16 protein-coding genes and 1 pseudogene are annotated in these 18,408 nt (G+C 69.1%); 9 read left to right on the forward strand and 8 right to left on the reverse strand.

Going from position 1 to position 18,408, the window contains the following annotated elements; all coding sequences use genetic code 11:
• The first annotated feature begins 11 nt into the window (after nucleotides 1-11).
• The 5 genes and pseudogenes from QTI20_RS07170 to QTI20_RS07190 all read left to right on the forward strand — a co-directional run bounded on the left by QTI20_RS07170 (nucleotide 12) and on the right by QTI20_RS07190 (nucleotide 5,938).
• On the forward strand, nucleotides 12-1,889 hold the full coding sequence (locus QTI20_RS07170) for a dipeptide ABC transporter ATP-binding protein (protein ID WP_286574169.1): 1,878 nt from the start codon (nucleotides 12-14) through the stop codon (nucleotides 1,887-1,889).
• A 103-nt stretch (nucleotides 1,890-1,992) separates the two neighbouring features.
• Nucleotides 1,993-2,805 carry a TauD/TfdA dioxygenase family protein gene (locus QTI20_RS07175; RefSeq protein WP_286548905.1) on the forward strand — a complete coding sequence of 271 codons (813 nt, stop codon included), beginning with the start codon at nucleotides 1,993-1,995 and terminating at the stop codon, nucleotides 2,803-2,805.
• Between the two features lie 33 nt (nucleotides 2,806-2,838).
• Nucleotides 2,839-4,362 carry an ABC transporter substrate-binding protein gene (locus QTI20_RS07180; protein ID WP_286548903.1) on the forward strand — a complete coding sequence of 508 codons (1,524 nt, stop codon included), beginning with the start codon at nucleotides 2,839-2,841 and terminating at the stop codon, nucleotides 4,360-4,362.
• 54 nt (nucleotides 4,363-4,416) lie between these two features.
• Nucleotides 4,417-5,055, forward strand: a pseudogene (locus QTI20_RS07185) (NADPH-dependent F420 reductase); the annotation flags it as partial.
• Between the two features lie 172 nt (nucleotides 5,056-5,227).
• Entirely contained in the window at nucleotides 5,228-5,938 is a 711-nt protein-coding gene (locus QTI20_RS07190; protein WP_286548899.1) for a hypothetical protein, read from the forward strand.
• Between the two features lie 93 nt (nucleotides 5,939-6,031).
• Here QTI20_RS07190 and QTI20_RS07195 read toward each other — a convergent pair whose 3' ends face one another.
• The 3 genes from QTI20_RS07195 to QTI20_RS07205 all read right to left on the reverse strand — a co-directional run bounded on the left by QTI20_RS07195 (nucleotide 6,032) and on the right by QTI20_RS07205 (nucleotide 9,316).
• Nucleotides 6,032-7,027, reverse strand: coding sequence for an AraC family transcriptional regulator (locus QTI20_RS07195; RefSeq protein WP_286548897.1), 996 nt, complete (start codon nucleotides 7,025-7,027; stop codon nucleotides 6,032-6,034).
• A 158-nt stretch (nucleotides 7,028-7,185) separates the two neighbouring features.
• Nucleotides 7,186-8,262 (reverse strand): acetamidase/formamidase family protein, encoded by a 1,077-nt coding sequence (locus tag QTI20_RS07200; RefSeq protein WP_286548894.1) that lies wholly within the window; start codon nucleotides 8,260-8,262, stop codon nucleotides 7,186-7,188.
• A 52-nt stretch (nucleotides 8,263-8,314) separates the two neighbouring features.
• A complete protein-coding gene (locus tag QTI20_RS07205; protein ID WP_286548892.1) occupies nucleotides 8,315-9,316 on the reverse strand; it encodes a PDR/VanB family oxidoreductase in 1,002 nt (333 codons plus the stop codon).
• 239 nt (nucleotides 9,317-9,555) lie between these two features.
• Between QTI20_RS07205 and QTI20_RS07210 the strand changes: the two genes are divergently transcribed.
• Nucleotides 9,556-10,116 (forward strand): hypothetical protein, encoded by a 561-nt coding sequence (locus QTI20_RS07210; RefSeq protein WP_286548889.1) that lies wholly within the window; start codon nucleotides 9,556-9,558, stop codon nucleotides 10,114-10,116.
• Nucleotides 10,113-11,312 carry a PrsW family intramembrane metalloprotease gene (locus tag QTI20_RS07215; protein ID WP_286548888.1) on the forward strand — a complete coding sequence of 400 codons (1,200 nt, stop codon included), beginning with the start codon at nucleotides 10,113-10,115 and terminating at the stop codon, nucleotides 11,310-11,312. Before QTI20_RS07210 ends, QTI20_RS07215 begins: the two co-directional genes overlap by 4 nt.
• A gap of 36 nt (nucleotides 11,313-11,348) precedes the next feature.
• Here QTI20_RS07215 and QTI20_RS07220 read toward each other — a convergent pair whose 3' ends face one another.
• The 5 genes from QTI20_RS07220 to QTI20_RS07240 form a co-directional block, all read right to left on the reverse strand.
• Nucleotides 11,349-12,371, reverse strand: a complete 1,023-nt coding sequence (locus QTI20_RS07220; protein ID WP_286548886.1) for a Bug family tripartite tricarboxylate transporter substrate binding protein — start codon at nucleotides 12,369-12,371, stop codon at nucleotides 11,349-11,351.
• Nucleotides 12,372-12,438: 67 nt separating this feature from the next.
• Nucleotides 12,439-13,152: a FadR/GntR family transcriptional regulator gene (locus QTI20_RS07225; RefSeq protein ID WP_286548883.1), complete on the reverse strand. Its 714-nt coding sequence runs from the start codon at nucleotides 13,150-13,152 to the stop codon at nucleotides 12,439-12,441.
• On the reverse strand, nucleotides 13,149-14,072 hold the full coding sequence (locus QTI20_RS07230; RefSeq protein ID WP_286548881.1) for a dihydrodipicolinate synthase family protein: 924 nt from the start codon (nucleotides 14,070-14,072) through the stop codon (nucleotides 13,149-13,151). The genes QTI20_RS07225 and QTI20_RS07230 overlap by 4 nt, the downstream gene beginning before the upstream one ends.
• Nucleotides 14,073-14,240: 168 nt before the next feature.
• Nucleotides 14,241-14,744, reverse strand: a complete 504-nt coding sequence (locus QTI20_RS07235; RefSeq protein WP_286548879.1) for a GAF domain-containing protein — start codon at nucleotides 14,742-14,744, stop codon at nucleotides 14,241-14,243.
• A gap of 19 nt (nucleotides 14,745-14,763) precedes the next feature.
• The gene (locus QTI20_RS07240; protein ID WP_286548878.1) at nucleotides 14,764-15,354 is read right to left on the reverse strand and encodes a chemotaxis protein CheB; all 591 of its coding nucleotides are present in this window, start codon (nucleotides 15,352-15,354) and stop codon (nucleotides 14,764-14,766) included.
• Nucleotides 15,355-15,610: 256 nt separating this feature from the next.
• On the opposite strand from QTI20_RS07240, the gene QTI20_RS07245 reads away from it, so the two are divergent.
• Both QTI20_RS07245 and fadB read left to right on the forward strand, forming a co-directional pair.
• Nucleotides 15,611-16,045 (forward strand): ferritin-like domain-containing protein, encoded by a 435-nt coding sequence (locus QTI20_RS07245; RefSeq protein ID WP_286548876.1) that lies wholly within the window; start codon nucleotides 15,611-15,613, stop codon nucleotides 16,043-16,045.
• Nucleotides 16,046-16,202: 157 nt separating this feature from the next.
• A complete protein-coding gene (fadB, locus tag QTI20_RS07250; RefSeq protein ID WP_286548875.1) occupies nucleotides 16,203-18,356 on the forward strand; it encodes a fatty acid oxidation complex subunit alpha FadB in 2,154 nt (717 codons plus the stop codon).
• Nucleotides 18,357-18,408 lie beyond the last annotated feature (52 nt).

Here is an 18,408-nt window from a genome sequence, read left to right on the forward strand (position 1 = left end):
CTGCCCATGCCATGCCCCTCGAGACCGCGGTGCCGCCCGCGATGACCCGACCCACAGGCGCCGTACTGCTCGAGGCCCGTGGCCTGACGGTGTCCGCGCCGGGCCGGCCCGAGCGCCTGCAGGTGCTGCGCGACCTGAGCTTCACCCTGCGCGCCGGCGCCACGCTGGGCCTGGTCGGTGAGTCGGGCGCCGGCAAGAGCATGATCGGCCGCGTGCTCGCGCGCCACCTGCCCGACGGTTTCTCGGTCGACGCGGGCACGCTGCGCTTCGGCGACGACGACCTGCTGGGCATGCCGGCCGAAGCGCACCGCCGCCTGCTCGGCGCGCGCATCGCCTTCATCCCGCAGGAGCCGATGACGGCGCTGAACCCGGTGCTCACCATCGGCCAGCAGGTGCAGGAGCACCTGCTGCGCCTGGGCGTCGCCAAGGACGAATGGCGCGAGCGCGCGGCCGCGATGCTGGCCGAGGTGCGCATCCACCAGCCCGCGCAGGTGCTCGACAAGTACGCCTTCCAGCTCTCGGGCGGCATGTGCCAGCGCGTGATGATCGCGATGGCCTTCGCCGGCGACCCGCAACTGGTGGTGTCCGACGAGGCCACCACCGCGCTCGACGCGAGCACGCAGGCGCACATCGTGACGCTGATCCGCGGCCTGCAGGAGCGGCGCGGCACCGGCGTGGTCTTCGTGACGCACGACCTGGGCCTGGCCGCGCATGTGTGCGACGAACTGGTGGTGCTCTACGCGGGCGAGATGGCCGAGCGCGGACCGGCCAAGCGGATCTTCACGCGCTCGCTGCATCCCTACACGCAGGCGTTGCAGCGCGCCAACCCGCATCTCACCGGCCCGCGTCGGCTGTTGTTCTCGCTGCCGGGACAGATGCCGGGCATCAGCGACTTCCCGTCGCTGAACGGCTGCCGCTTCCAGCCGCGCTGCGCGGTCGCGACCGAGGCCTGCGCCACCGGCGTGCCGCCGATGCGCGAGGTGCTGCCCGGCCACCATGTGCGCTGCGTGCACGGTGCGGCCGCGCCCGAGCCGCTGCTGGCCGCGGACGCCAGCGACGCGACCATCTTCCAGGCGCCGCGCATGAGCGAGTCGCCGTTCCTGCAGGTGCAGGGCCTGTCGAAGACCTACCGGCCGCGCGGCGGCTGGCTGCGGCGCGACACCGCGGTGCACGCGGTGAAGGACGTGCACCTGAGCATCGCGCCCGGCGAATTCGTCGGCATCGTGGGCGAGAGCGGCAGCGGCAAGTCCAGCCTGGCCCGCCTCGTGATGGGGCTGGAGAGCGCGAGCGAAGGCACCATCCTGCTCAACGGCCGCGCGCTGGTCGCCAAGGCCGAGGATTGGGAGCGCCGCATCGCCTCGATCCAGATGATCTTCCAGGACGCGCGTTCGGCCCTCAACCCGCGACGCCGCGTGCAGAGCCTGGTCACGCAGTCGATGGAGAGCCGGCCCAACCTGCACAGCGACCGCGAGGCGCGCGCCCGCGAGCTGGTGGGCGACGTCGGCCTCGCGCCCGACATGCTCACGCGCTTTCCCTCGCAGATGTCGGGCGGCCAGCGGCAGCGCGTGAACATCGGCCGCGCGCTGTGCGACCTGCCGCAGCTGCTGGTGGCCGACGAGATCGTCTCGGGGCTCGACGTGTCGGTGCAGGCGCAGATCCTCAACCTGCTGCTGCGCATCCGGCGCGAGCACAAGATCTCGCTGCTCCTGATCTCGCACGACCTGGCGGTGGTGCGCTACCTCTGCAGCCGCGTGCTGGTGATGCACCAGGGCGTGGTGGTCGAGAGCGGCGAGACCGAGCGCGTGCTCGCCGACCCGCAGCACGACTACACCCGCAGCCTGCTGGCGGCCGTGCCGCCGCGCGACCTCGGCCAGCGCTGGCCGGCGTGAGGCCCGGGCCGGCGCCGCTTTCCCTCAAGTCGCCATGCGCGGCGATGCAAGAGGAATCGGGTGGCGCCGCCCAAGAATGAAGTCCTTCAGGAGTGATTTGTTCATGCAATACGAGACGATCCAGGTGGCGCCCATGACGCTCACCATCGGCGCCGAGATCGGCGGCGTCGACCTCACGCAGCCGCTGCATCCGCAGCAGGTGCACGAGATCCACGAGGCGCTGATGGCGCACCAGGTGGTGTTCTTCCGCGACCAGAAGCTGGACTTCGAATCGCACCAGCGCTTCGCGCGCCACTACGGCGACCTGGTGCTGCACACCGGCGGCTTCGGCGTCGAAGGCTATCCCTACGTGGTGCCGATCCATGGCGACGCGAACTCCAAGTCGGTGGCCGGCGAGAGCTGGCACTCCGACCTGAGCTGCAACGAGGCGCCGCCGATGGGCAGCATCCTGCATCTGCACATCGTGCCGCCCGTCGGCGGCGACACGTTGTTCTCGAGCCAGTACGCGGCCTACGAGGCGTTGTCCGATCGCATGAAGGCCTACCTCGAAGGCCTGACGGCCGTGCACGACGCCGAGCACATCTACCGCAAGTACACCAACGACCCGAGCAAGCGCTTCCCGGCCACCGCCCAGCCCATCGTGCGCACGCACCCGGTCACGAAGCGCAAGTGCCTGTTCGCCGACGCGCAATACACGACCCACATCGTGGGCGTCGACAAGCCCGAGAGCGACGCGATCCTGCGTTTTCTTTTCGCGCACTGCCAGAACTCGAGCTTCCAGGTGCGCTTCCGCTGGCAGCCGCATTCGGTCGCGTTCTGGGACAACCGGTGCGTCGAGCACCACGCCGTGTGGGACTACTACCCGCAGACCCGCTCGGGCCACCGCGTGACCATCCAGGGCGACAAGCCCTTCTGAACCGACTTTCCCTTTCCCGGAGCGCTTCTTCCCATGACCCACCGCAGAGATTTCGTCACCAAGCTGCCGCTCGCGCTGTTCGGCGCGACGATGGCCACCAGCTTCGGCACCGGTGCCTTCGCGCAGGACGCACGCACCGTGACCGTCGCGTTCCCGATGGACATCCTGAGTTGGGACCCGGTGTCGCTCAACCCCACGCAGTCGGCCGTCATCAAGTGCGTCTACGACCAGCCGCTCGAGCTCGCGCCGGACCTCCAATTCGCGCCCAGCGTGGTGTCGGACTTCAAGTGGCTCAACAAGGACTGCACGCTGCTGGAACTGAACTTCCGCGACGGCGTGACCTTCCACAACGGCGACCGGCTCAGCTCGGCCGATTTCAAGTTCTCCTTCCTCGACCGGCCGCGTGCGCAGAAGGCCTCGCTGCTGGAGGGCGTGTGGTCGGCCATCGAGGCGATCGACACGCCGACGCCGCTCAAGGCGGTGGTGAAGTTCAGCACGCCGATGGCGATCGCGCCGGTGATGTTCGCCGACATTCCGGCCTACATCCTGCCCAAGGCTTACTACGAGAAGGTGGGCAAGGACGGCTTCGAGGCCAAACCCGTCGGTTCGGGCCCGTACCGGCTGGTCGAGTACCAGCGCGACCAGCGCATCGTGCTCGAAGCCTACGAGGGCTATTGGCGTGGGCCGGCCAAGGTGAAGCGGCTGGTGTTCCAGGTGACCAAGGACCCGACCGCGCGCGCCGCCGCGATGCAGGCCGGCCAGGCCGACCTGACGATGAACATCCCGGTGCGCGAGGCCGAGCGCCTGGGCGCGCTGCCGGGCCTGTCGCCGCACCTGGACGCGACCACCGGCGTGGTCTTCCTTCAGATGGCCAACAAGGGCATTCTCACCGACAGGAACGTGCGTCTGGCCTGCCACCATGCGATCGACAAGGCGGCGATCTCGAAGGCGCTGTTCGGCGGCCATGCGACCGCGGTCTCGATGCCGGCCGGCCCGGGCTTCCCGGCCTATGTGCCGGACTTCAGGATCGCCTTCGATCCCGGGAAGGCCAAGGCACTGCTCGCGGCCTCGGGCTACAACGCGGCCAACCCGGTCAAGCTGAACTTCTACACCAGCAAGGGCGTGTTCGCGAGCGACTTCGACACCGCGCGCGTGATCGCCCAGATGTGGCAGAAGGTCGGCATCGAGGTCAACCTGCAGGTGCTCGACAGCCCGGCGCTCTACGAGTATCAGCGCACCGGCAAGTTCGACGGCCCGGTGCTCAAGCCCTTCAATCCGGCCGCGGGCGACCCGGGCACGTATTCGGGCTACATGCTCGACCCGAAGATGAGCTTCTCGATCTGGAAGGGCGAGGACATCCCGCCCAGGCTGTATCCGCTGATGGGCGAGCCCGACTACGCCAAGCGCATCGAGGGCTTCAAGGCCTTCGACATGTGGCAGGTGGAGCAAGGCTATTCGATCCCGCTGTTCCTCGGCCTGAGCACCATCGTCGCGAAGAAGTCGCTGGGCTTCAAGCCCTACAAGAGCGGCATCCTGATCCCGTACAGCTGGGCCTGAGCTTCCTTTTTCCTCGCCGCATCCGCGCGGCACTTTCAACCCGCATCCTCTTTCCTCAAGGAGATCACCATGACACTCACCATCGTCGGTTACGGCAACGTCGGCTCCGGCCTCGCCAAGCAATTCGTCAAGGCCGGCCACCAGGTGACGCTGACCGGCCGCTCGCTCGACAAGGCCCAGGCCGTGGCCGAGGCGCTGGGCGCCCAGGCGCTACCGCTCGACCAGGCGGCGAAGAACGTCGAGGTCCTGGTGCTGGCCGTGCCCTACGACCAGGCCCCGGCCGCGCTCGCCGCGCTGGGCGACCTCAAGGGCAAGGTCATCGTCGACGTCTCGAATCCGCTGACGGCCGACTACATGGGCCTGACCGTGGGCTTCAGCAGCTCGGCGGCCGAGGAGATCGCCAAGCGCGTGCCGACCGCGCACGTGGTCAAGGCCTTCAACACCCTGTTCGCCCAGGTCATGCATCAAGGCGCGGGCTTCGGCGATGCCAAGGGCAGCGTGTTCTTCGCCGGCGACGAGGCGAAGGCCAAGGACACGGTCCAGGCGCTGATCGAGAGCATCGGCTTCGACGCGGTCGATGCCGGCGGCCTGAAGAATGCGCGCTACCTCGAGCCGGTGGCGGGCCTGAACATCTACTTCGGCTACGGCGCCGGTCTGGGCACGCAGATCGCGCCGGCCTGGCTCAAGCGCTGACCAAGAGCTGAGCGGGTTCACTTTCCGGCACGTGATCCTTTGCACAGTTGGCTCTGGAAAGTCGCTGTTCAGGGCGGTTTCCATTGGCTGATCCTTCGCGCTGATGGATGGCTCCCTATAGTTGCAGCGCTTGCAACGACAAGCGTCGATACACACAACAGGGAGCCTCGCCATGCGCACAAGAAGTCACCGAACCACTGAACAGCTGATCGTCTCAATTGCCGCGGGCCTGCTGATGGCCACTGCCACTGCCGCGACGCCTACGGATAGCGCCTCAAAGGCATCGGGCCCTGATTCGGCAAAGGTCGCCTTGGTGGCATTTATGCAATGCGATCAGTCTTTCTTCGCCAGGCTTTCGGCGAATCCACAGTCCTTCGGACCTGATGTTGCCGTCAGTGCGACTGGCGGGGTGGCAAGCCCCACAGTTTCAGACCCGCTGTCAGAACAAGGTCAGGTGCAGACTTTCCGGCAGCCTGTGGAGGTCGATGGGCTGAAGTTGATGGCTTACCGAAATGAGGTGAGTTACGACGATACGATGGGCGCCTTCGTATGGTGGGGATTCGATGTGGAGGGCTCAGAAACCTCCGTAGCCAAAGCGGTCAACCAGCTTTTGAATCCTGAGCAACGGCTGGTGAAGACCAACGGATACTGGGCGCGCGGCGAGTATCGCCAAGTGAGTGACCCGCTCGACGCATGGCAGCGTGGCGGTCAGGGTAGCGGGACCGTGACCGCAAAGGGTTCCGTGGAGCGTGTCCTGTTGATAGAGGAGCATGAAACCAAGGGCCGTGTGAAACTGTATTGCACGCTGCAGGGCTCAGTCACGTCGCCACTTCTGAAACTGCTTCGTCCGGATCTCCCTGCATCGGCGCACCGTTTAAAGTGAATGAAGTGTGCTCTGGCGCATTCAAGTCACGACGAACACAGACCGTCGCACCGTCGAGGTGCTTGACCGAGCGAATGGATCAGGCTCGGCAGTTCACGTGTGCACTGTCTCCGCAACCTCTAGAGCTTCCGCATCGCCGAGGCCCAGCTGCGCCTGGCGGTAGGCCCGCGGGGTGGTGCCGAATTCGGCGCGGAAGCTGCGACTGAAGTGGGCCGGGTCGCTGAAGCCCCAGCGGAAGCAGATGTCGGAGATCGACAGGTGGCGGTGCAGCGTGCTTTGCAGGTCGGAGCGGCAGCGCTCGAGCCGGCGCTGGCGCAGGTAGTGGCCGAAGCTGTGGCCGGCGGCTTCGAACAGCTTCTGCACGTAGCGCAGCGAGGCATGCTGCTCGGCGGCGATCTTGCCGACCGTGAGCTCGGGGTCGCCCAGCTGGTTCTCGATCGACTGGCAGATGCGCTGGTAGTGCACCAGCCGCGCCGCGCTGCCGAAGGTCTGCAGCGCGGTGCTGCCGGCCAGGCTCACCACCACGAATTCGGTCAGCGCCAGCTCGATCGGTCGCAGCTCGGCGGCGTCGAGCGCCTCCATGTTGTCGGCCACCGAGGTCAGCATGCCCGCGAAGATGCGGTTGATGGCCTTGTGCCCCGACAAGGTGCCGGTGCGCAGCGAGCCCAGGTTGACCAGCCGCGGGTGCAGCATCAGCTGCGGGATCTTCACGTAGAGCATGCGGAAGTCGCTCTTGAGCGTGAGCGTGGAATCGACCCCGGTCGGGCCGTAGATGATGTCGCCAGGCATCAGGTCGATGACCGGCTCGCCCCGGCTGCCGCCGAAGGCGAAGCGGCCTTCCATCAGGATCGACAGCCAGACCGAGAAGGGCTGGTCGGCCGAGCGGCCCGAGATGGTCTGGGGCGAGGCGCTCATGCGCGCGAACTCGATGCCCTGCGGCGACACCAGGCTGGCCACGTCGCCATGGAAGGCCGAGTGGGTGCCGAGCGGGTCGACGGCGGGCAGGTGCAGGCGGGTCAGCGCCTGTTGCCAGATGCGCGAGCGTTCGCCCTGCGTGTAGGTATGGGTGGAAACATTCCATGCATTCACGGTGGACCTCCGGTGGCTGGTTCTGAACGGTGCGGATGCCGCCGTTCTTCGACTTGCGTCGAGGTCCTGAGCAAGTTTCCGGCCAGCCGGCGCGGCGCGGCGCGGCGCGGCGCGGATCGTCAAGTCGCCGTGCGTTTTCCGGCGGGTGGGCCGCGGCCTCAGAAGCCCTTGGGCGGAAAGATGTTGCGCGGGATGCGCACGTGCGCGCCCTGGGTCGCGTCGACCACCTGGGTCACGCCGAAGTCGGCCGCCACGCTCATCAGCGAATAGCTGTCGTTGCGCGACAGGCCGTGGTGCTCGTTGAGCAGCCTGAGCATGTCGAGCGCGGCATTGCGCGTCGCCACGTTGAGGTCCGGGTCGAAGCCGTGGACGATGAAGCAGTCCTCGGTCTCGAGCAGCGGCGAGGGGAAGAAGAAGTCCTTGCGCAGGATGATCTGCATCGTCACGTTGAGCGAGCTCTCGATGGCCGTGCCGCTGATCTCGCCGTCGCCCTGCGACACGTGCGGGTCGCCGATGGAGAACAGCGCGCCGTCGACCTGCACCGGGTAGTACATCGTGGCGCCCGCGCCGATGCGCCAGTTGTCGATGTTGCCGCCGTGCAGCCCGGGCGGGATGGTGCTCACGCGGCCATGCACGTCGGGCGCCACACCGGCCGTGCCCAGATGGGGGCGCACCGGCACCCGCACGCCCTTGAGCGCCTCCTGCCGGTCGCACACCGGGCATTCGGTGACCGTGCCGGGCACCAGGTACTTGCCGGGGAAGTCGTAGGCGTACATCGCGCGCGCGTTGTTCGAGTTCGGGTCGAGCTCGTAGATGGTCACGCGCTCCTTCTCGTCGAATTCCTTGTAGAGGTAGCCCCAGTTGGCCGCCAGGTTGGACCCATAGTTGTTGCGCGGCGTCATGCGGTGGTAGCGCACCTCCAGCATGTCGCCTGGTTTCGCGCCTTCGACGTGAATCGGGCCGGTCATGATGTGCACGCCGGGGTTGCGGTCCTCCTCGGGGATCTCCTTGAAGATCTTCCAGATGGCGTCGTCCATCATCAGTTCGGGCGCATCGCCGGCATGGTGCGTGATGGCCTCGGCATGCACCAGGTCGCCGCTCCGGACCTTCAGCGAGGGCGCCTTCGCAGGATCGAAGTAGCCCCAGTGCACGTTCTGGGGCGTGGCACGCAGGATGTGCAGCGCGCCGGGTTCGACGGGGGTGCGGCGTTGGTTGTGTTCGCAGATCAGGGCCATCGGGGTGCTCTTGGCGGTGGTGGAGGAAAACGGGGTGGGGGAGGGCGGGCGCTCAGAGGTCCAGGACCAGCAAGGGCGTCTTCGAGCGCGAGCAGCAGGGCGTGAACTCGGTGTTGGCGGCCTGCTCCTCGGCGCTCAGCAGCAGGTCGCGGTGCTCGGGCACGCCCGCCAGCACGCGCGTGCGGCAGCTGCCGCAGACACCGACCTCGCAGGACATGGAAATCTGCACGCCGGCCGCGGCCAGGGCCTGCGCCACGCTCTGGTCGGCCGCGACGGGGATGCGGCGGCCGGTGGAGGCGATCTCGACCTCGAAGGCCTCGCATCCGCCCTCGGCCGGCGCCGGCGCAGGCGCACCGAAGCGCTCGAAGTGGATGTGGTCGCCGGCCCAGCCCTGTTCGCGCGCGATGCGCTCGGCCGCATCGATCATGCCGCCGGGCCCGCACACGTAGAGATGGCGGCCGGGCCGCCCGCGGCCCAGCAGGGTCGGCAGGTCCACGGGGGCCACGCCCTTGCCATCGTCGGCATACAGGTGCACGCGGTGGCCGAACAGGCCCGAGCGCAGCAGGGGCAGGAAGGCCATGTGTTCGAGCGAACGCCCGCTGAAGTGCAGCTCGAAATCGGTACCAGCCGCCGTCAGTGCCAGCGCCATGCTCAGCACCGGCGTCACGCCGATGCCGCCGGCCAGCAGCAGCGGCGGCTGTTCGATGGGCTCGTGCAGGGCGAAGTGATTGAAGGGGCCGCGCACCGCCAGCATGTCGCCCGCCGCGGCGGTGTCGCACAGCTGCACCGAGCCGCCGCGACCGCCGGGTTCGCGCTGCACCGCGATCCGGTAGTGCGCGCGATCGTCCGGCGCGCCGCACAGCGAGTAGTGCCGGATCAGCCCCGCGATCTTCACTTCGAGGTGGGCGCCGGCGGTGAAGGGTGGCAGCGGGGCGCCGTCGGCGCGCGCCAGGTCGAACACCATGATGTCACGTGTCTCGTGGCGCCGGGCCACGACCTGCAGCGCGAGCCAGGGGTTCGGATCGAGAGGGGACGCGGGGGGCGCGAAGGACATGCGGTGGAGGGGCTGGAAGGTCGCTGGGATCACGGTGAACCGATGCTAGGGACGCCGCTTCGGGGTGTCTTGCGCGTGGGTGCACGGGGGCTTGTTGCGATGCTTCGGTGGTCGATACCGTGCCGCGGCTGACCGGCCTCGAGAGCCTTGGCGCGGACCGGTGCGCCAGCAGGGGCGGACGGCGTCAGGACCTGTGGCGGCAGCGGACATGTGGCCCCGCGCTATGGCACGATCGCCCGATGCCAGAACCCTCTAGACGCGTCCCCTACCGCACCTGGCCGGGCGCGCTTCTCGTCCTGCTCGCCATCGGCCTCTATGTCGGCGGCCTCGGCTACTGGGACCGTCACACACCCGGTGCTCAGCCCCTGCCCGACGGCGAGACCGTCGAGGTCGGCCAAGCCCGCTTCGTGCCGGCCGAAGGATGGGAGATGGACGTCGCCCGTTCCCGGGCCGGCCGTTCGCTGATGCTGTTCAAGGGGGGCCACCGCTTCCAGGTGACGACACTGCCCTGGGCCGGCGGGCCCGAGGGGCCGATGGCGCGCCAGCAGCGGCTCATGGAACTGGGGCAGGGCCTGCGGCTGGAAGGCGACGTGGCCGACTTCGTCACCTCCTGGGGCCTGCAGGGCGTGACCTTCGCCTATGACGGGCCCAACCTGTCGGGCCGCTTCTGGCAGGTGGTCGACCTCGACCGGCGCTCGCTGGTGCAGGTCAATTTCTACGGCAGCAACGACGGCCTCCACGAGGCCCTGGCCGAGGCGCGCCGCATGCTCGACTCGATGGACCTGGAGGCCTCGATTTGAGCGCGCCGCTGTTCGACCCGGACGCCAACCCCTGGCCCGTGGGCACCGATTCCTTCTTCCAGCCGCGCCGCGCGGCCTTCTGGCTGCTGGCCGCGCTGATCGTCAACGGGCTGTTCTACACCTGCCAGATGTTCGCGATGGGCTTTCGCGTGGTGCCGGTCACGGCCCTGCTCGGCGCCTTCGTCTGGGGCCTCTACACGCTCGCCTTCCTCCTCGTGTTCCGCACGCTGGACCTGCTCGAGCAGCACCCGCCCGAGGCCTACCTGCTGGCCTTCGCCTGGGGCGGACTGGGCGCGGTGTACTTCGCGGCGCCGGCCAACATCGCGATCCAGAGCCTGTGCGCGAAGCTGGTCTCGCCGGAGTTCGCGGCCGTCTGGGGCGCGGCGGTCGCGGGGCCGATCACCGAGGAGTTCCTCAAGCTTGCGGGCGTGGTCCTGCTGATCCTCGTGGCGCGCAACCAGTTCCAGACCTACCTGTCGGTGCTGATCGTCGGGGCGATGGCGGGCCTGGGTTTCCAGGTGGTGGAGAACCTGAGCTACACCGTCAACGCCTCCATCTCCTTCCCGCTCGAGAACCAGGTGTCGCCGGTGCTGCTCAACCTGCTCACGCGCGGCCTGCTGAGCGGGCTCTGGAGCCATGCGGCCTACACCACCATCGCGTCCTTCGGCGTCGCCTGGTACCTGCTGCATCCCGCGCGGCCGATGGCGGCGCGGCTCGGCGTCGTGCTGCTGTGCTTCGCGCTCGCCTGGGGCATGCACTTCGCCTGGAACTCGCCGCTGCTGGAGAACGTGCTGAATGACGGCTACGGCGAGCTGGCGCTGCTGCTCGCGATCAAGGGCATTCCGGCCATGGTGGCGGCGGCCCTGTTCTGGCGCGTCGCGGCGCAGGAGAACGGCGCCTACCTGCATGCGCTCGCGAGCTGGTTCGTGCCCGAGCGCGAACTGATCCGCGACGACGAATGGGTGCGGCTGGGCGCGCCGCTGCAGCGCTACCGGATCCGCCGCGAGACGGGCCGCGACTTCGGCCTGCGCGCCCGGCTCGTGCGGGCCCGCCTGCAGCGCGAGCAGCTGCGCTTGATCCGCAAGGCGGCGGTTTACGGGCGCGGCGCGCAGACGCGGCGGCACGAGGTGGCGATCCGGCGGCTGCGCATGCGGCTGGCCTTGCTGACGCAGCCGCAGGCAGCGGCCATCGGTTGAGTTCCTGCGTCGCCTCTGCCGGCCGCCGCACGGCGCTCAGACCTTGATGCCGTTCTTCCGGATCAACTGCCCGAAGTATTCGTGGTCCCGTTGCATGGCGCGCTCGAAATCGGGCGCGTCGAGGTAGGCCAGGCCCAGGTTGAGCTTGGCCAGGCTGTCCTTGAAACCCTGGTCCTCGACCGCCTGGCGCGCGGTGGCGCGCAGCATGTCGATCACGGGCCTGGGTGTGCCCCTGGGCGCGGCCAGCCCGCGCCAGGTGCCCAGCGCCAGGTCGATCTTGCGTTCCTTGAAGGTCGGCACGCTGCCGAAGGCCGGGATGCGCTCGTCGGCCATGATGCCCAGCATCTTGAGCTTGCCGCCCTGCACATGGGTGCCGACCTCGGCCGGGCTCACGTCGAGGGCGTCGATGTGGCCGCCCAGCAGCGCGATCACGGCCGGCGCGGCGCCGGAGTAGGGCACGTGGTTGAACTTCACGCCGGCCTGGTCCTCGAGCCCGATGGCCGACAGGTGGTAGACCGAGCCGGTGCCCGCATTGCCCAGCTTGACGTCGCCGGGCTGCTTGCGCGCCGCGGCCAGGAATTCCTCCAGCGTGTTCCACGGCGCGTCGGCGCGTACGGTGATCGCCGCCGGGTCGGCGTTGAGGCGCGCGATGGGCTCGAACTTCGTGTAGTCGAACTTGGCCAGGCCCAGGTTGGGCAGCGTCGTGACCTCGGCGATCACCATGCACAGCTTGTAGCCGTCGGCGCGGCCGGCCAGCACGTCGTTCATGCCGATCGCGCCGCTGGCGCCGGGGCGGTTGTTGACCACGATGGGCTGCGGGAAGAGCTTGCGGGTCGCTTCGGCGAAGGCGCGCGCCAGTGCATCGGTGCCGCCGCCGGCCGAAGCCGGCACCACGAGTTCGACCGGCTTGCCCGGGTAGGTCTCGGCCAGCGCCGGCCAGGAAAGGGGCAGGGCGGCGGCCGCGCCCAGGCATTGCATCAACCGACGGCGGCGCCGGTCGTGCGTTGGCGGTTCGGCGATCGATGCCGTGGCATGCGGGGTCTGGTTCCTGGCGCTCATCTTGTCTCGTCCTGTTTGTTTTGAATGGAAGGGGCGGGGGGAAAGGATGGCCGTGCGCGCGCGGCCTTCAGGCGAAGTTGCGCTGGTAGGTGTCCTCGAGCAGCTTCGTGGCGGCCCGGGCCGCGGCCTCGGGCTTGCGTTGCTCGATCGCGCGCAGGATCGCGGCATGCATCGCCATCGAGTGGCCCATGCCGCCGAATTCCTCGAAGGTCTTGGGCACGCTGACCTCCAGCGCCGCGCGGATCACCGAGGCCACCGGCATCAGGAAGCGGTTGTGGGCCGCGGCGATCACCTGCAGGTGGAAGTCGATGTCGGCTTCCATGGCGCGCTCCGCGCCCTGGCGCTCGTCGCCCATGGCCTGCAGCGCCGTGCGGATGCGCGCCAGGTCATCGGGCGTCGCGCGCTCTGCCGCGAGCCGCGCGGCCATGGGCTCGATCGCGAGCCGGATCTCGAACAGCTCCTGCGCCAGCGCGCCCGGTGCACCGGTCTCGGCGTGCCAGCCCATGACCGTCGGGTCGAGCGTGTTCCAGTGCGCCCGCGCGCGCACCCGCGTGCCGATGCGCTGCTTCGCTTCGATGAAGCCGTTGCTGGCCAGCACCGCCAGGGCCTCGCGCAGCGTGGTGCGGCTGACCTGCAGTTCGGCCAGCAGTTCGAGTTCCTTGGGCAGGGTGTCGCCGGGCTGGAGGTCGCCCTGCAGGATGCGGCGGCCGATCCGGCCCGCGATCTGTGCCGGCAGGCCGCGCTCCAGCTCGCGTGTGCCGTCCTCGCCCGGGAGCTTCATGCCGCCTCCGATCGGCGATCGCGCAGCGGGCCGAGCGCCGCGGCGAAGCGCGCGACCATGGCCTCGCCCGCCGGCACGGGCCGTTGCGCGGGGGCGCGGTCATGCACCGCGAGGCCCGCACGCGCGCCGAACAGTCGCTTGCCGTAGCAGAGGAAATTCTCGATGCCCTGCATCACGAACACCGCGGCCGGCAGCATGGCCTGGTAGGCGCGTTCGGCGGCAGGCTCGTCGCCGCGGCGAAAGGCTTCATAGGCCGCCACCGCGTGGTCGATGCCATCGGGCGCGAGGATCATGCCGCGGCAGCCCGCGCGCAGGTTGTCGACCAGTTCCAGCCCGCCGCGGCCGTTGAAGACGGGGACTCGCCCCTCGGTTCGTTCCAGCAGTCCGGCGATCTCGACCACCGAGCCTTCGCCCTTGATCAGCCGGATGTTCGGATGCTGCGTGACCAGCTCCCGGATCTCGTCGGCGCTGAGCCCGCGCCCGAAGAAGGCCGGCGCGTTCTGGATGGCCACGGGGAGGCTCGTGCCCTCGGCGACGCGGCCGAAGAAGCGGATGTATTCGGAGGCGGCGAAGGCACCGGCCGCGGGCGGCTGCAGGATCACCCAATCCGCGCCCACCGACTCGGCATGGCGCACCTGCGCGAGCTGCTCCGCCACCGACGAACCGAAGATGGTGAGCGCCAGCGGCACGGCGCCGGCGGTGTCTTCCGCGACCCAGTCCATCACCGTGCGGCGCTCGCCCTCGGTCAACTTCGCCACCTCGGTCGCGAGCCCCAGCGCCGCCATGCCATGCACGCCGCAGGCCAGGCAGGCCTGGACCTGGCGGCGCATCGCCGCCCGGTCGAGCTGCTCGTCGGCGTCGTAGAGCGCATAGAGGATGGCGTGGATGCCGTGGAAGCTTTCGGGGGTGAATGTCGGCATGAGGGGCCCGGTTCGGATCGTCGTTCTGTGTTCGGATAAATAATATTATCGGAGTTATTGGTCAAAAGGAAGAGGACGGGGTGTGCAGCTCACCGTGCGCCGGCCACATGCAGGCCCCGGTGGGTCCTGCTTTCTCGCGCGTGCCCGACATGCCGCCGGGCGTGGCCGCTACCTCGCCACCGGCCCCCAGCCGATCTCCTGGTCGATCAGCCGCGCGACCTGGCGGGCCGACATCTCGAGCCGCTTGAGCGCCGTCGGGTGCAGCGAGGGCTTCGGCTCGAAACTCAGGCAGCACAGCGTTCCGTACAGCTGGCCGGTCTTGAGCAGCACCGGCACCGCCATGTAGGCGCCGATCGGAACCGGCGACACGGGCAGGTCGTGCGTCTGCGCGAGCGCCGGCATCGACGGGATCAGCGCGGGCAGGCGGCCGTCGAGCACCCGCTGGCAGAAGCTCTCGAGCGGGGTCTGGATGCGCCCCTGAATCTGGTCGAAGGGTGCGTCGGCATCGACCCATTGGAAGTGAATCTGGTCGTCCAGGTATTGCGTGACGAAGGCGATGTCCATCGCCAGCTCGGCCCGCATGAGGCGCAGGATCTCCGCGATGCTGGCATGGAGGAAGTCGCTTCCACCGGCCGCCAGCCCGGCCAGGCGCTTGCGATGGGCGTGGGTCATGTGCGTTGGCGGCGACGCTTCAGCGCGGCAGGGTCCATTGCACGAGCAGGCGCGGGATCTGGTCGAGCATGGCCACGCAGTCGGGATGGTCGGCCTCCACCGCGTGCGAAGGCGCGCGCGATTCCACCGCATCGACCGGGCTTTGCACGATGCCCATGCCGCCATGGCGTTCGATGGCTTTCAGGCCTTCGGTGCCGTCGGTGTTGTCGCCGCTGAGCACCACACCGATCACCCGCGGCCCGAAGGCCGTGGCAGCGGAGGAGAGCAGCGCATCCACGCGGCCGGCCAGTCCCTTGGCGTCGATCGTGCTCAGCGTGATCGAGCCGTCCGGGGCGATCCAGCCATGGGCATCGGGCGGCAACAGCAGGACCGTCCCGACGGTCAGCTTCGTGCCGTCGCTTGCAAAGTGCCAGGGCAGACGCGTCTGCAGCCCGGCCAGCTTCTGCGGCCGCGACGCCTCATTGACCGCCAAGGGCGCATCGACGCACGCGACGACGGCCGCGGGAAAGTTTTCGGGCAAGGCCGAAAGAATGCGTGCCAACGCCTGCGCACTTCCCGCGGACCCACCCAACACGACGATGTCCCTCACCGAGGCGCTCTTCTTGTTCATTCCCCATCAGGCGCGTGCGCGACGCGCCGGTTCAAGGCCGAGGCGCCGACTGCACGTCATCCAATGCGCCGGTGGCTGTCGTCGCCGGTCGGCACGCTTTCCAGCGTCATGGACTACAGCCGCCCGTCAACGGCGATGACGCCTCGGGTCCCGGCGCAGCGCGATGGTTCGGTCATGCGCTTTCGAAAAAGCGCTTCCCTTCAACAACCCCGCCTCCGGGCGCAAAGGAAAATCTATGGCTGAAAACAATGCAGTGGTGAGCGTTCTCAACGACCTGCTGGAAAATGCCCGCGACGGCGAGTATGGCTTCAAGACCTGTGCCGAACAGGTCGAGACCTCCAACATCAAGACCCTGTTCGCCAGCCGCTCGGCCGGCTGCGCCGAGGCGGCGCGCGAGCTCGAAGGCCTGATCATCCAGTACGGCGGCGAGCCCGCATCGGGTGGCACGGCGGCCGGTGCGCTGCACCGCGGCTGGGTGCAGGTCAAGGGCGCGGTCGGCGCCGACAGCGAGCTGTCGATCCTCGAATCCTGCGAGAAGGGCGAAGACGCCGCGATCGCACGCTACCGCAAGGCGCTCAAGGAAGAGCTGCCGGCCGACGTGCGCGCGGTGGTGGAACGCCAGGCCGCCGGTGCCCAGAAGAACCACGACCAGATCCGCGACCTGCGCAACGTGGCACGCGCGCAGAACTGATCTGTCGCGGCTTCGAGAGAAAGGCCCTTCGGGGCCTTTTTTTCGGACCGGCCGGCGCTGGCGCATGGATTCGTCGCTTCGGACGATGCCCGCCCACAGCCCGCGTCCCTAAACTTTTTCCCAGGGCCGGCGTGTCGCCGGCCATGAGGAGATTCTCTTGTTCCAAGGCGAAAGCATCAGCGTCCTGCCGCTGACCGAAGGGGGGCTGGTCGAGCTGCGTTTCGACCGCCGCGGCGAGGCGATCAACAAGCTGGACGCACGCACCGTCGACGAGTTCCGCCAGGCCACCGCGGTGATCGCGGCGGCGCCCGAGGTGCGCGGCGTGCTGGTCACGAGCGCCAAGGACGTGTTCATCGTGGGCGCCGACATCACCGAGTTCGGCGCCACCTTCCAGCAGGCCGAGGCCGACATCGCCGCCGGCGTGCGCGCCAGCAACGAACTGTTCAACGCCTTCGAGGACCTGTCGGTGCCCAGCGTGGTCGCGATCAACGGCTTTGCCCTGGGCGGCGGACTCGAGCTCGCGCTGCTGGCGCCGCTGCGCGTGATGTCCGACACGGCCCAGGTCGGCGTGCCCGAGGTCAAGCTGGGCCTGTTCCCCGGCTTCGGCGGCACGGTGCGGCTGTCGCGCGTGGCCGGCCTGGCCACGGCCATCGACTGGGTCGCGAGCGGCAAGCCCGCCAAGGCCGCCGCCGCGCTGGCCGCGGGCGTGGTCGACGCGCTGGCCAGCCCCGACGCGCTGCGCGCCGAGGCCCTGGCGCTGCTGCAGCGCGCGGTGCGCGGCGAGATCGACTGGCAGGCCGCGCAGCAGCGCAAGCGCGTGAAGCTCGCGATGCGCTCGCAGGAGGCCGAGGGGCTGGTCGAGACCGCGCGCACCGCGCTGCTGGCGCGCGGCCCCAAGCATCAGCCCGCGGCCGTGATCGCGCTGGAGATGATGGCCCAGGCCGCGGGCCAGGACCGCTCGGGCGCGCTCGACCTGGAAGCCGCAGCCTTCGGCCGCGTCGCCAAGACCCAGGCCGCGTCCTCGCTGGTGCAGGCCTTCCTCAACGACCAGGCTTTGAAGAAGCGCTACAAGGCCCATGCGCGCGAAGGCCGCCAGGTCGCGCAGGCGGCGGTGCTGGGCGCGGGCATCATGGGCGGCGGCATCGCCTACACCAGCGCACTGCGCGGCACGCCGGTGCGCATGAAGGACATCGCGCAGCCGCAACTCGACCTGGGCATCGCCGAGGCGAGCAAGCAGCTGGCCAAACAGGTCAAGAGCGGCCGGCTCGCGCAGGCGCGCGCCGACGCGGTGCTGGCATCGATCCGGCCGCAGCTCGACGAGGCCGGTTTCGACGCGGTCGATTGCGTGATCGAGGCCGTGGTCGAGAACCTCGCCGTCAAGCGCCAGGTGCTGGCCGCGCTCGAAGCGGCGGTCCGGCCCGGCACGGTGATCGCGTCGAACACCTCGAGCCTGCGCATCGACGACATCGCGCAGCCGCTCGCGCGGCCCGAGGACTTCGTCGGCATGCATTTCTTCAACCCGGTGCCGGTGATGCAGTTGGTCGAGGTGATCCAGGGTTCGCGCACGCGGGCGTCGGCGGTGTCCACGGCCGTGGGCTATGCGGTGGCCATGGGCAAGACGCCGATCGTGGTCAAGGACTGCCCGGGCTTCCTGGTCAACCGCATCCTCACGCCCTACATCACGGCCTTCACCCAGCTGGTGGCCGACGGCGCCGACTTCGAGCACATCGACCGCGTGATGGAAGCCTTCGGCTGGCCCATGGGCCCGGCCTACCTGCAGGACGTGGTGGGCATGGACGTGGGCGCGCACGTGGGCGACGTGATCTCGGCCGGCTATCCGCAGCGCATGCGCCCCACGCGGCGCGACGCGGTCAAGCTCATGGTGGCGAACCAGCGCTTCGGCCAGAAGAACGGCGCCGGTTTCTACCGCTACGAGAACGATCCCACCGGCCGGCCGCGCAAGTTCTCCGCGCCCGAGGCGCATGCGCTGGTGGCCACGCTGCAGCCCGAGGGGCGGCGCGACTTCTCCGATGCCGACATCGTCGAACGCATGATGCTGCCGCTGATCGTCGAGGCCGCCCATGCGCTCGAGGAGGGCGTGGTCGCGACGCCGGCCGAACTCGACATGGCCCTGCTGCTGGGCATCGGCTTCCCGGCCTATGCGGGCGGCGCGCTCAAGTACGCCGACTGGCTGGGCCTGGACCGCGTGGTCGCGCTGAGCGAACGCCATGCGGCGCTGGGCCCGCAGTACGCCGCCACGCCGCGCATGCGCGAGATGGCCGCCAGCGGCGCGCGCTACTACCCGGTCTGAGCTCTTCTTCCTTCTTCCTTCTTTCTTCCCCAGATCCATCCCTCAAGGACTC

Origin of the sequence: Variovorax sp. J2P1-31, from assembly GCF_030317215.1 — a bacterium.
Lineage (GTDB): Bacteria > Pseudomonadota > Gammaproteobacteria > Burkholderiales > Burkholderiaceae_C > Variovorax.